Raw genomic sequence first — 13117 nt, forward strand, 5'->3', positions numbered from 1 at the left:
TTTTTGTGTTTCGCCAACTTAGCTCAGTAGGTAGAGCAACGCACTCGTAACGCGTAGGTCACAGGTTCGATCCCTGCAGTTGGCATAGCTAGAAACCTTGATGAATCAAGGTTTCTTTTTTTATGTATTTGACCTAAATTCCATTTTGGGGCAGAGATTTATGATTACTATGAATAGATTACTATGAATAGATTATTCGCTAGCTACTAGCAGGATTCACCTTTGCTCTTCCTAACGCTTCTCTGTACCAGCTCGCTTTTTAAGCGGGCTTTTTTCATACGCTAGCTTACTATGCCACAAACACTAGCTTAATTTTTTGTCCGCTTCCTAGTTCGCACGCTTTACAAATCGAACGTTTGTTCGTATAATAAAAGTGAGGTGAGAATAATGGAACAGCTTGTGGGCACAATCTCAAAATTAAAGATTCTTCAATATAGCTCCCGGCCATTAGTACGCTTTACTTTAGCCGGACGTAGTTGTTTGATTGCACAGCATTCCCTGAATTTCTTGGCAGATGCCACGGAAGGTAGTCATGTCGCTTTGCAAGGTGTCAGCAATGCTCGCGGACAATTTGTCGTTAAACAGTACCGAATCTTGGGAGAGTCTATGATTCGCTACGAATTTGCACATTCCCGCTATCCGCATAAAAATCGTTCGTAGCTTCTTACTTAGTTGCGCCCGTTACTTTAAAATATAAATCTACTACAAAAATCTCCACACAACTTTTAAGTCGTGTGGAGATTTTGCTTTATTTCAATTTTACCAGTTCGTATATACGTCGATACCATTATGGCCGACACCATTATCATAGACTTTATAAGCGCCTAATGATGATTCACCGGTTGAACCTTTTGCTTGATTGTCGCTGGCTACAACGATATAGCCATCCGCATCACGGATTGTGCCATCAGCTGCCACATGACGCCCAGGAATATTCAAGCCACCACCAGGTAGAACTTGTTGTGAATAGTAGGTTTCATAAACACCATTGTAATAATTAACACCATCCACTGGGTTCAATACACCAGAACCAGATGTCGGTTGACTAACTGCTTCTGTCGCTGCAACTTCTGTTGTTTCTTCTGCAGCTGGTTGAGCTGGTTGGCTCGCTTCTTCAGCTGGCGCTGCTGTTGCAACTTCTTCAGTAGTTTCTTTAACAGGCGCTTCGTCACTAGCAACGACTAACGTATCCCCATCAAAAATCAAATCTGGGTTAGTGATTTGTGGGTTCCACCCCAACAAGGAGTCGATGGTAGTACCATATTCAATGGATAAAGAAGATAGTGAATCTCCTGGTTGGACAACATGAGTTTGTTCTGCAGCAAAAGCGGCATTACCGCCTAATAAAAATCCTGCGCCGACAGCTAACGTAAAAATAAATTTCTTCAAGTGAAAAAATCCTCTCTTTTCGGTATTTGTGGTACGAGTCTTAGAATACTGTTTCAATGTTTCAAGACAATTGCAATTCCATTGAAAAATGTCATTAATCTCGTAACAAAAGATTACAAAAAAGTGCAAGAAAAGTCTGACAAAAACCGCTAAATACCGCTATTTAGGCGATTAAATCGTTTTCTAAAAACCTAGTTTTTTTAAATTTCAATTTAACAAAAAAAGAACTGCAGCAACCATTTTTTGAGATTTTTACTCAAAGGTTGAGGCAATTCTTTTAATTTACAGGCCTATTTTTGATTGAATTTCGGCTGGCACTTCCGTATTTTTGATCGTCCAGGGACCTTTGACGACTCTTTTTTCTGAAACAGAGGCTTTAATAACTGAATTGGGTTGTAGTGGTTTAGGATCCACTCCATCTACTTCAAAGGACATTTCTCGCACTTTTCCATCCTTAGTAACCCCTGACAATTGGTAATGGTATGTATAAAGCTGAACACCGTCTTCTTTAATTAACTCCCCCGAATCACTCTTCAGCTCTTTTTTCTCAGGAACTTGTTCCGGTACTACCGCATAGGTATCCGTACCTACATAGGTACTTTCGTAATAATGGTAGCCTTGATAGCCTAGAAACGCGACAACAATGACCGCGACTACTGCAATAATTTTCTTCATCTTGTTTATCATCTCCTATTAAAGTAGTCTATACCTCTCGCTTTAAAATTGCACGAACAGGCGACTAAGGATAAACGAACATTTTTGAAAGGTCCATGCCGCAAACAAAAAACCTTTCTTATGAGTAAACTAGCTCCCATAAGAAAGGTATCGAATTAATTTTCAGGATACAATGGATATTTCGCGGTTAGAGCTTGGACTTCTTGGCGAACTTCGTCCATTTTAGCCGGCTCTGCGTGTTCCCGTAATGCTTTGACGATCAATTTGGCCACTTCTACGGCGTCTTCTTCTTTGAAACCGCGGCTGGTGATGGCTGGTGTCCCGACACGAATCCCGCTTGTTTTGAAAGGACTCAGTGTTTCAAACGGAATACTATTTTTGTTCACCGTAATATTGACGCTATCTAAAATATTTTCAGCCTCTTTCCCATTTAGGTCAAAGCCGGTAACATCAATCAGCAACAAATGATTATCCGTTGCACCACTAATCAGACGAGCCTCTGGTGCCTGGTTGAAGACCTTCGCCATCGCCTGTGCATTTTGTATCACTTGCTGACTATATTCTTTAAAGTCAGGCGTCATGGCTTCTTTAAAAGCGACTGCTTTAGCAGCAATCACATGCTCCAAAGGTCCCCCTTGAATCCCAGGGAAAACACTGCTGTTGATTTTTTTCGCTAACTCATCATCATTCGTTAAAATTAGGCCGCCTCGTGGGCCTCTTAACGTCTTATGCGTGGTAGACGTCACGATATCAGCATACGGCATAGGGTTGGGATGCAGGCCGCTGGCCACTAGCCCTGCGATGTGTGCCATGTCTACCATTAAACGAGCGCCCACTTCATCCGCAATTTCACGGAATTTAGCAAAATCAATGGTACGGGAGTAAGCACTAGCACCTGCAACGATTAGTTTAGGCTGGTGTTCTCGAGCTAAAATTCGCACCACATTATAGTCAATAACTTCAGTTGTTGGATCGACCCCGTAGCTGACAAAGTGATAGGTTTTCCCACTAAAATTGACGGGAGAACCATGGGTCAAGTGACCACCAGCTGAAAGATCCATCCCTAATACTGTATCACCAGGCTCAATTAACGCCAGATAAGCAGCCGTATTGGCTTGTGACCCAGAATGGGGTTGGACGTTAGCAAACTTAGCGTCAAAAAGTTCCTTGGCGCGGTCGATTGCCAGATTTTCCACCACATCAATAAATTCGCAGCCACCATAATAGCGACGGCCAGGATAACCTTCTGCATATTTGTTCGTCAAAATACTGCCTTGTGCTGCCATTACCGCCTTAGAAACAACATTTTCAGAAGCAATCAATTCCAAGTTGCCTTCTTGTCGCTTCGTTTCTTTTTCGATTGCGACCCATAAATCCGGATCAAATGCTTTATAATCCATGCCAACACCTCATTTTCCTTTTTTATGATTGTATCATAGCTCTTCTAAAAAGGAAGACTTCAGGTTCCACTAGTAAAAAAATTTCCTGAGGCGGCTTTCTTCAAACGATTCATATAGGCGACACCCATGCCTTGTTCAGCAAAGCCTTGTACAAATAGGACGTCAATAGGCTGCTCATCAAAATAACGTAGCCCAGCAAACAAGCGTTGCGCAGCGGTTGCGACATCGTTGTCAGTGGTTAATTCAAAATGAGGCACTGCTGGAAAAGCAGCAATCACTGCTTGATCGGCTAAAATACCAGGACGTTGCTGTCTTGCAGCCGCCCAGGCTAGCGCTGCCTGCCAATCAGCTCCTTCTACTATTTGCACCGGTACTTGTGGGGCATAGTGCCGATATTTCATGCCTGGCGCTTTTGGTACTTCTTCAGCGCTAACGAGATGACCGTCGATTGCTACGGGACCAATCACTGCCGCTAAAGCTTCTTCAGTAATGGCTCCTGGTCGTAAAATCATGGGTACTGCTTGAGAAAGATCCAGAACGGTCGATTCCACGCCGATTTCAGTCGAACCATCATCTAGAACGCCCGCAATTTTACCTTTCAAATCATGATAGACATGCTCAGCCGTAGTAGGGCTAGGTTTACCAGAAGTATTTGCGCTAGGACCGACAATTGGTCTACCGCTTTGTGCAATTAGGGCCAAGGTTTTTTTGTTATTTGGCATACGAAAAGCTGCTGTGGATAAACCACCCGTCACCACTGCCGGTAATGTGCCTGGTTTGATTGGAAAAATCAAAGTCAACGGTCCCGGCCAGAAAGTTTCGACTAATTTTTCGGTAATTACTGGAAAGTTATCCACAAACGCTTTCACTTGCTCAAAGGACGAAACGTGAACAATCAGCGGATTGTCACTGGGACGTCCTTTGGCCGCATAAACCTGCTTGACCGCTGCTTCATTTTGCGCGTCAGCACCCAATCCATAGACCGTTTCCGTGGGAAAGGCCACCAACTGACCAGCTTTGATTGCAGCTACCGCTTCTGACAATTCATCTGCTTGATAAATTTTTGTATCCACAGTTTATTCACACCCTTTTTTTCTTAAAATCTTGATTTTATCCACTTTTCAACAAAGTTATCCACGAACTGTGGACAATTCATTTGTCAATAGTGGATAACTCTGTTGATAACCTCTTTTATGGTAATAAATCCCGTTGTTATCCTGTTCTTTTATTTTTTAAATGGGGATTAAAAAATTTTTATCCACAATTCCCCACTTGAATCATTCGGTCATGTCCGGATAGGTCTTGATGCAGTTGTACTTTTTTGTCAGGAAAGGCTGCTTCAAACAACGCTTTGACAGCGGCCCCTTGCTGATAGCCAATCTCTAAAAAGATTTGACCGTTAACTGATAATTTTTGCTGTGCCTCTTGGGCAATTTGCCGGTAAATAGCTAAGCCATTATCCTCAGCAAAGAGCGCCATTTTGGGCTCAAACTTTCGCACACTGGCATCCATCTCCCGCCACTCATCTGCGGCAATATAAGGCGGATTTGACACGATGACATCCACTTCATTGACAGCACCTAAAACGTCGCTTGCTAAAAAACGCACGTCAGCGGCTAATTGGCGGGCATTTTCCTCGGCGACAGCTAGCGCCTCAGTAGAAAGGTCCACCGCCGTCACTTGCCAATTTGGTCGCGCCAACTTTAAGGAGATGGCAATAACACCGGTGCCAGTACCGATATCCACTACACGTAATTGTTCATCAGACACCTGTGCCAGCACCAACTCCACCAATTCTTCTGTTTCAGGACGCGGAATCAAGGTCGCTGGTGTCACTTGAAACTGGCGACCGTAAAATTCTTCAAAGCCTAATAAATACTGAGGTGGGACATCCTTTAGTAAGGCTTCGGTATCTTGCTCCACCTGCGCGATTTCTTCAGGAGAAATTGCGGCTTTCATCTGCAAAAGCCAATCAGTTTTTGACCAACCTTTACGTCCTAAAAAGACAAATAGAATAGCGGCCCCTTCTTTTCCTTGACTGGTTAAAAAAGAAGAAGCCCTATTCAGGACTTCATAATAGGTTTTAGCCATTTTGCATTTCTTCTAGCTTACTGGTTTGATCATACAGAATCAATGCGTCGATGATTTCATCCAGTTTTCCAGCCAAGATTTGGTCTAATTTTTGGATGGTCAAGCCGATACGATGATCGGTCACACGGTTTTGCGGGAAGTTATAGGTCCGAATCCGTTCTGAACGATCGCCAGTCCCCACAGCTGATTTTCGGTTAGCGTCATATTCACTTTGCGCTTCTTGTTGAATTTGGTCATAAACCCGTGCCCGTAAGACTTTCATGGCCTTTTCACGGTTTTTCAATTGCGAACGTTCATCCTGCATTGCCACAACAATCCCCGTTGGAATGTGCGTCAAGCGGACTGCTGAGGCCGTCTTATTGACGTGCTGACCACCGGCACCAGAGGCATGATAAATATCCGTCCGAATATCTTTGTCTTCAATATCGATTTCAACTTCTTCGGCTTCAGGCATCACGACTACGGTGGCAGTTGATGTATGGATACGTCCTTGTGATTCAGTTGAAGGTACCCGTTGCACGCGGTGCGCGCCACTTTCGTACTTCAATTTTGAAAAGACACTTTCCCCCGTAATCATCATGATAACTTCTTTATAGCCGCCGATTCCTGTCACATTAGCTTCTAGAACCTCAGTCCGCCAGCCTTGGCTTTCTGCGTATTTTTGGTACATATTAAAGAGGTCGCCAGCAAACAACGCTGCTTCGTCCCCACCGGCTGCTCCTCGAATTTCCATGATAATATTTTTATCATCATTGGGGTCTTTTGGTAATAGCAAAATCTTGATGCGGTCTTCTAAAACTTCTTTTTCCTTTTTCAAGTCAGAAAGTTCTTCTTTAGCCATTTCTGCCATCTCAGGGTCCAAGTTTTCTCCTAGTAATTCTTCAGCATCCTTGATTCCTTGGACGACTTCCTTATAGCGACGGTAAACCTCCACCGTTTCCCGGGTATTGGCCTCTTCTTTTGATAATTCCATAAACCGTTTCGTGTCTGAAATGACTGCAGGATCGCTTAGCAATTCACCTAGTTCTTCATAACGGTCTTCAATTGATTGTAACTGATCGTACATAGGTTACTCCTTTCCTTCTTCAATCGGCGGGTGGGCATAGTGTCTGCGACAGACTGGGTAATACGCCTCATTACCTCCGATTTGGATCTGATCGCCTTCATAAACTGGCTTGCCGTCGATGTAATGCAGATTCATCGTAGCTTTTTTATGGCAGAACCAGCAGATTGTTTTCAATTCTTCAATCTTATCGGCATACAATAACAAATATTTAGAGCCTTCAAATAGCTCATTACGAAAATCATTTTTCAGCCCAAATGCCATCACCGGGATATTTAATTCATCCACGATACGAGCAAAGGCATCTACGTGCTGTTTGCTTAAAAACTGCGCTTCATCAATCAAAATACAATAAGGGGTTGCCGGCAGAGCAGCTATCAGCGCATAGACATCCGTTTCAGCAAAGATGGGGATGGCTTCGCGCTTTAACCCGATCCGGCTGGAAACATAACCTACACCGTCTCTGGTATCCAAGCCACTGGTCATAATTACCACCGGTTTGTTTTGTTCTTCATAATTGTGGGCGACTTTTAAGATTTCAATTGTCTTACCACTATTCATTGCACCGTATTTAAAAAATAATTGCGCCATTTTTTCACTTCCAGTTGATCTCATTTCGGGGCAGTCGCCCACTTAAGGCAATTTGCACCAGTTTTGATTATAGCCGAAAATCCCACTTTTTTACAGTATTGGAGCTGAATTTCTTTACATTAACAGAAACTTGCGGCAGCTAACCTTGATTTTGGTATAATAGAAGAAAAAACATAGGAGTCTTTTCATGAATCTAGAGCGTTCCTATTGGCTCTTAAAACGCAAGTATCAGCGTTTTTCTGCCAGTAGTATCACCTCGATCCAAGTGATCGTTTCGTATTACCTCCTGATGACGGTGGTTTCCTTCATCTTATTTAATCTGCCATTCTTTCGGGAACCTGATTCCCACGTGGGTGTGATGGATTTGATTTTCATGGCGGTTAGTACCGTCAGTGTCACCGGCTTGACTACCTTCGACATCAATAGCGTCTTCAATGACCGTGGAGTTGTCCTGCTAGAAATCCTATTTCAAATTGGTGGTTTAGGGATTATGATGATCTCGACTTTTTTCTTCATTGTTTCTAAAAGGCGGATCTCCTTAAAACAGCGGCAGCTGATTATGGCCGATATGAACCAACCCCGCCTTAGTGGTATTGTGCGGTTGATTCGGGTCACGTTGGCGATTTTGATTTATTTCCAAGTATTCTTTGGAATCGTCTTTTCCTTATATTTCATTTATCGTGGCTACTATGAATCGTGGGGGAAAGCAATTTTTTACGGCTTTTACCAATCAATTTCAGCCGTAACCAACTCAGGCTTTGACGTAACGGGAGACTCCATTATGCCCTTTGCTCAAGACTATCCCTTTCTTTTGATTATCATGTTTTTGATTTTCATTGGCGGTATCGGCTTTCCCGTCTTGATGGAGATTCGCGAGTGGCTATTCTACAAAAAAACTAAGCATGGCTTGCCCTTCCGCTTTTCACTGTTTAGTAAATTGGCACTTTTGTCCTTTGTCCTGCTGTTTGTTGGTGGTACCTTACTGATTTACTTATTAGAAAAAGATCATTTGTTCCAAGGAATGAGCGGTGTCCAGCAGTGGATCACTTCCATGTTCTATTCCATGACTACCCGTAATGCCGGGCTACAGTTAAATGATCTAAACGATTTTCAGGTGACCACCCTCATGGTCTTCTCTGTATTGATGTTTATTGGTTGTAGTCCTAGTTCGGTGGGCGGCGGCGTGCGTACCACCACGATCATTATCTTAGGGCTGTATATGTATTCCTTCATTAAAAGTGAAACCAATATCAATATCTTTGGGCGCCGAATTGATGATGATGATTTGAAAAAGTCAGTGGTGGTCTTCAACCTTTCTTTGATTATGTGCTTTTTCGCCGTCTTGTTTTTAAGTGCAACTGAGAGTCATCCTTTGATTGCTATCATTGTAGAAGTCGCCTCGGCGTTTGGAACTACCGGTCTTTCCCTAGGAATCACCGCCAGCTTAAGTTTAAGCGGTAAAATCATGATTGCCCTGTTGATGTTTATCGGGCGGATTGGGATGTTGTATACTCTGATCCTTTTTGTACCAAAAGAAACACGAGATCAAGGCTACGAATACCCTTCAGAAAAAATTATCATTGGCTAACGCCGACTGAGCAAAGCAGCTTCTAATGAGGAGCCTTTGCTCTTTTTTTGGCAAGCTTAAGGAAAAGTAAAGGCCGTTAATTTTTAAGCTGAATTATGGTAAGATAGGTGAGATTACAAACGCGAGTTTGATTTAGTGAAAAGTCGGAGGAATTTTATGGGGTTCAAAAGTGCGCTGGCCGTTGCGGCTGGTAAGACATCACAGTGGGTATTAAAAACTTTCTTCAAGGGCGGCAGTAGTTACCCGGGGAAGTTGGCGCTAGCCATTGATCCGCAAATTTTAGATACATTAGCCAAAGATTATAAAGTCATCGTAGTGACCGGAACCAATGGTAAAACCCTCACTACAGCCTTGACCGTCAATATTTTAAAGCAACAATTCGATCACGTTTTGACAAATCCAACTGGTGCTAATATGGTGCAGGGCATCGTTTCCACCTTCCTGCAAGCTAAGAAAAGCCAAGGCGAGAAATTTGCGGTGCTGGAGATTGATGAAGCCAGTCTTAGCAAGGTTACAGAATATATTAAGCCAGAGTTGTTTTTATTTACCAATATTTTCCGTGACCAAATGGACCGCTACGGCGAGATTTATACTACCTATCGCTTGATTACCGAAGGAGCTGCCAAGTCACCTAATGCGCCCATCATTTGCAATGGCGACTCCCCCATCTTCAACTCAGTAGAAACCGTCAATCCTCGGAAATATTACGGCTTTGACCACCTGCCAGATGAAGAACAAATGGCGCATTACAATACAGACGGTGTGCTTTGCCCCGTCTGTCACCACATTTTACATTACAAAATGATCACTTATGCTAATCTAGGCAAATACTATTGCCCTAACTGCGGCTTCCATCGGCCAGAACTGGACTATACCTTGACTAAAATGGTGCGGATGGACAATGTCTCCGCTGACTTCGTAATTGATGGCGAAGAATACGGCATTGAGGTAGGCGGCATGTACAATGTCTACAACGCCTTAGCTGCGACAGCCGTGGCCGAATATTATCATGTGGCTCCGGAAAAAATTCGTCAAGGCTTAGGCTATGATGAGAAAGTTTTCGGTCGCCAAGAAGTCGTAAAAATCGGCGATAAAATCTGTACGCTGATTTTAGTAAAAAATCCGGTTGGCTTGAATCAAGTTATCGATATGATTGGCTTAGCCCCTTATCCTTTCTCCTTAGTAAGCTTACTCAATGCCAACTATGCGGACGGCATTGATGTCAGCTGGATCTGGGATGGGAATCACGAGGCCTTTGCTGAAATGAATATTCCGGCGGTAATTGCTGGCGGTGAGCGCCATGAGGACATGGCTTTACGTCTGAAAGTCGCAGGTATTCCAGAGGAGCGCTTGACCGAGACGAAAGAGTTGACGGAAGTCATTGAAGACATTAAACTATTGCCGACAGAACATGTTTATATTCTGGCGACGTATACAGCCGTATTACAATTACGAAAAGAATTAGCCAACCAAGGCTATATCAAAGGAGGAATGGACCGTGGCTAACTATCAGTTGCGGGTGGCCCATTTATACGGGAATTTATTGAATACCTACGGAGATAACGGGAACCTCCTAATGTTGAAATACTATGCGGAAAAGCTGGGGATTGACTTTCAATCAGAAGTCGTAAGCATCCATGAAGACTTTGATCCGCAAAAATATGATTTCGTCTTTTTCGGTGGCGGGCAAGACTTTGAACAGCTGATTGTCTCTCAAGACATCCAAGCAAAGAAAGAGGCTTTGACGGATTACATTGAAAATAACGGCGTCATGCTGGCGATCTGTGGTGGTTATCAATTATTGGGTCACTACTACATGGGCGCCAATGGTGAAAAAATCGAAGGTATTGGTGCCTTAGATCACTATACACTATCGCAAGATAACAATCGCTTCATAGGTGACATCGTGATTCACAATGAAGAATTCAATGAAACCTATTATGGCTTTGAAAATCACAATGGTCGTACCTTCTTAGGCGAAGGCGAACGTCCTTTAGGCAACATCGTGGAAGGCAATGGTAATAACGGTGAAGATCGTTCCGAAGGCGTCATTTATAAAAATGTCTACGGCTCTTATTTCCATGGTCCCATCCTTTCTCGCAATAAAGCATTGGCTGTACGTTTGATTACCACGGCTTTAGAAAATCGTTATGGTCAAGTGGATTTACCCTTAGGTGATTTAGAAAACGTTGAATAACACAAAAACCCCTCCTGCTATGATATTCGTGGCAGGAGGGGTTTTTATTTAAAAAGTCAAACACTGACCAGTTCGCCACTGTTTGACTTTTTTGCTTATTCTTTAGTTCCAGGTTCAGAAGCAATAATATCCATATCCCCTAGTAATGCCCATTTTTCAATGGCATTAGGTAAGATAAAGCTAGTCCCTTTTGTCAGTTGGTATTCCTTTTCGTCAACAAGTAAGCTGCCGACGCCGTCAACTACGGTAACTAAGGTATAAGGCGCACCTTTTTTCAATTCTAAGCGGCCACGTACTTGCCACTCATAGACATTAAAGAAATCTGTCTTCAGATAGGTTACTACGCTGGAATTTCCTTGGCAATTTTCTTGGATGTGAACTTCTGGTGTTTGAGCCGGCACGGTAGTTACGTCAATTGATTGTTGAATGTGCAACTCACGGGTCTGGCCTTGGTCATCTTTACGATCATAGTCGTATACACGATAGGTCGTGTCTGAACTTTGTTGCGTTTCTAAAATCAAGATGCCTTTACCAATGGCATGAATGGTGCCACTAGGAACATAATAGAAATCGCCCTTTTTCACTGGAACATGAGTCAATAAATCATCCCAGTCACCGGCTTCGATCATTTCTTTTAATTCTTCTCGTGTTTGCGCATGATGACCGTAAACAATCTCTGCCCCTGGTTCCGCATCTAAAACATACCAGCATTCTGTTTTACCTAATTCGCCTTCGTGCTTCAAGCCATAGGCATCGTCTGGATGGACTTGCACCGACAAATCATCTTCCGCATCTAAAATTTTAGTTAACAATGGAAAAACTGGTTCTGTTTGATTGCCAAACAATTCTTGGTGTTCTTGCCATAACTTATCTAATTTCCAACCAGCGAACTCGCCGTTTTCAACCGTACTAACGCCATGAGGATGCGCGCTAATTGCCCAACATTCGCCAATGCGATCATTAGGTAAATCAAAGCCAAAAACAGTATGAAGCTTGTTGCCACCCCAAATTTTTTCTTGAAAAACAGGTGCTAAAAATAATGGTTCTTGTTTCATGAGGATCCTCCTATCATTTTTCCGACTTATTATATCATTTTTTTACGCCACTAGTACTTTCTTGGAGAAAAGTCTCAATGATTTCATCTCTTTTTTTCAGATAAGCTGCGCGGTGGTCATAAGGATGGACTCGGTTCGATAGAAAAATCAGGCCTTTTTCTTGTAACGGATCCAATAACAAGAAGGTCCCTGTATAGCCGGTATGGTAGAGATAAGGACCTTTCAAATCCCAGCCCAGTGAGCGCCCTCCTTGTTTATCCGGAGTTTGGTCCTCTAACAATAGTAAGACTGTCTCTTCTTTTAAAAAAGGACCTTCATGCCAGCCTCGCTGCAACAGCATGCGACTAAAATGCAGTAAATCACCACTGGTAGTGAATAGACCGGCATTACCAGCATGAGCGCCTAAAATGAAGGCCTTAGGATCATGGGTTGTGCCTCGCAAAGGTCCTCGGGGGCTATCATATTGACTAGCAACCGCTTGGGCAGGGTCTACTTTTTCAAAACGGCTTTTCGTCATACCTAAAGGCGTCAGAACTTCCTCTTGAAAAATCGTCACCACATCTTGTTGAAAAATCTCTTCTAGCATAAAGCCTAATAAAATCGTTCCTGTGTCGGTGTATTTAACTGGACTAGGCAACTGAGAGGTCTGCATGGCTAAATAAGCTTGCCGCAAAGCAGACGCTGTCAGCTGATCACGATTGGGAATGTAGCCGGCAACACCACTCGTATGGGTCAATAAATGTCTAATGGTGACCCCTTCCTGAAAGGTAGGTAAAAAATGCCGCAAAGGTTCATCAAATTGCAAAACCCCTCGTTCCCACAGCTTAAGAATCACAGTTGTGGTACAAACAACTTTAGTCAGTGAAGCCACATCAAACAGCATCTCTTCTGTTAGTGCCTCAGCTGTCGGCAAAAGTTGCGCCAGCCCTAAAATATGGTGCTCATCTGGGTTAATGAAGCGATAATCAACTCCTGGGTAGGCGTCCCCCACTAGCGAAGCAATCTTCGCTTTCGTGCGTTCCATAACATCCATCTCCTTCTTACTAACTCACAGGATAACAAAAAAAG

Annotated in this window: 13 protein-coding genes and 1 tRNA gene; 5 read left to right on the forward strand and 9 right to left on the reverse strand. The window is 43.2% G+C overall.

The genetic code is table 11. The annotated features are described in order from the left end of the window. The first annotated feature begins 12 nt into the window (after positions 1-12). Both ECA01S_RS11015 and ECA01S_RS11020 read left to right on the forward strand, forming a co-directional pair. Positions 13-85, forward strand: a tRNA-Thr gene (locus ECA01S_RS11015). Between the two features lie 302 nt (positions 86-387). Further along, complete coding sequence (locus ECA01S_RS11020) at positions 388-660, forward strand: hypothetical protein (protein WP_067395357.1); 273 nt, start codon at positions 388-390, stop codon at positions 658-660. Between the two features lie 99 nt (positions 661-759). Here ECA01S_RS11020 and ECA01S_RS11025 read toward each other — a convergent pair whose 3' ends face one another. The 7 genes from ECA01S_RS11025 to ECA01S_RS11055 all read right to left on the reverse strand — a co-directional run bounded on the left by ECA01S_RS11025 (position 760) and on the right by ECA01S_RS11055 (position 7209). Continuing rightward, positions 760-1389 (reverse strand): LysM peptidoglycan-binding domain-containing protein, encoded by a 630-nt coding sequence (locus ECA01S_RS11025; protein ID WP_067395361.1) that lies wholly within the window; start codon positions 1387-1389, stop codon positions 760-762. Between the two features lie 282 nt (positions 1390-1671). Further along, positions 1672-2064: a DUF1093 domain-containing protein gene (locus ECA01S_RS11030; RefSeq protein ID WP_067395365.1), complete on the reverse strand. Its 393-nt coding sequence runs from the start codon at positions 2062-2064 to the stop codon at positions 1672-1674. A 155-nt stretch (positions 2065-2219) separates the two neighbouring features. Next, complete coding sequence (glyA, locus tag ECA01S_RS11035; protein ID WP_067395368.1) at positions 2220-3464, reverse strand: serine hydroxymethyltransferase; 1245 nt, start codon at positions 3462-3464, stop codon at positions 2220-2222. 59 nt (positions 3465-3523) lie between these two features. Then, on the reverse strand, positions 3524-4537 hold the full coding sequence (locus ECA01S_RS11040) for an L-threonylcarbamoyladenylate synthase (protein ID WP_067395371.1): 1014 nt from the start codon (positions 4535-4537) through the stop codon (positions 3524-3526). Between the two features lie 181 nt (positions 4538-4718). Then, positions 4719-5555 carry a peptide chain release factor N(5)-glutamine methyltransferase gene (prmC, locus tag ECA01S_RS11045; RefSeq protein ID WP_067395373.1) on the reverse strand — a complete coding sequence of 279 codons (837 nt, stop codon included), beginning with the start codon at positions 5553-5555 and terminating at the stop codon, positions 4719-4721. Beyond that, complete coding sequence (gene prfA, locus ECA01S_RS11050; RefSeq protein WP_067395376.1) at positions 5548-6621, reverse strand: peptide chain release factor 1; 1074 nt, start codon at positions 6619-6621, stop codon at positions 5548-5550. The genes prmC and prfA overlap by 8 nt, the downstream gene beginning before the upstream one ends. A gap of 3 nt (positions 6622-6624) precedes the next feature. Next, positions 6625-7209, reverse strand: a complete 585-nt coding sequence (locus ECA01S_RS11055) for a thymidine kinase (RefSeq protein WP_067395379.1) — start codon at positions 7207-7209, stop codon at positions 6625-6627. A 187-nt stretch (positions 7210-7396) separates the two neighbouring features. On the opposite strand from ECA01S_RS11055, the gene ECA01S_RS11060 reads away from it, so the two are divergent. The 3 genes from ECA01S_RS11060 (at position 7397) to ECA01S_RS11070 (ending at position 10994) form a co-directional block, all read left to right on the forward strand. Next, positions 7397-8797: a TrkH family potassium uptake protein gene (locus ECA01S_RS11060; RefSeq protein ID WP_067395382.1), complete on the forward strand. Its 1401-nt coding sequence runs from the start codon at positions 7397-7399 to the stop codon at positions 8795-8797. Between the two features lie 156 nt (positions 8798-8953). Then, complete coding sequence (locus tag ECA01S_RS11065; protein ID WP_067395384.1) at positions 8954-10303, forward strand: Mur ligase family protein; 1350 nt, start codon at positions 8954-8956, stop codon at positions 10301-10303. Then, complete coding sequence (locus tag ECA01S_RS11070) at positions 10296-10994, forward strand: type 1 glutamine amidotransferase (protein ID WP_067395387.1); 699 nt, start codon at positions 10296-10298, stop codon at positions 10992-10994. The genes ECA01S_RS11065 and ECA01S_RS11070 overlap by 8 nt, the downstream gene beginning before the upstream one ends. Positions 10995-11089: 95 nt before the next feature. On the opposite strand, the gene manA is transcribed toward ECA01S_RS11070, so the two are convergent. Further along, positions 11090-12049 carry a mannose-6-phosphate isomerase, class I gene (gene manA / locus ECA01S_RS11075; protein WP_067395390.1) on the reverse strand — a complete coding sequence of 320 codons (960 nt, stop codon included), beginning with the start codon at positions 12047-12049 and terminating at the stop codon, positions 11090-11092. A gap of 34 nt (positions 12050-12083) precedes the next feature. Next, complete coding sequence (locus tag ECA01S_RS11080) at positions 12084-13082, reverse strand: serine hydrolase domain-containing protein (protein WP_067395393.1); 999 nt, start codon at positions 13080-13082, stop codon at positions 12084-12086. Positions 13083-13117 lie beyond the last annotated feature (35 nt).

The organism is Enterococcus canis NBRC 100695, from assembly GCF_001544375.1.
GTDB lineage: Bacteria > Bacillota > Bacilli > Lactobacillales > Enterococcaceae > Enterococcus_H > Enterococcus_H canis.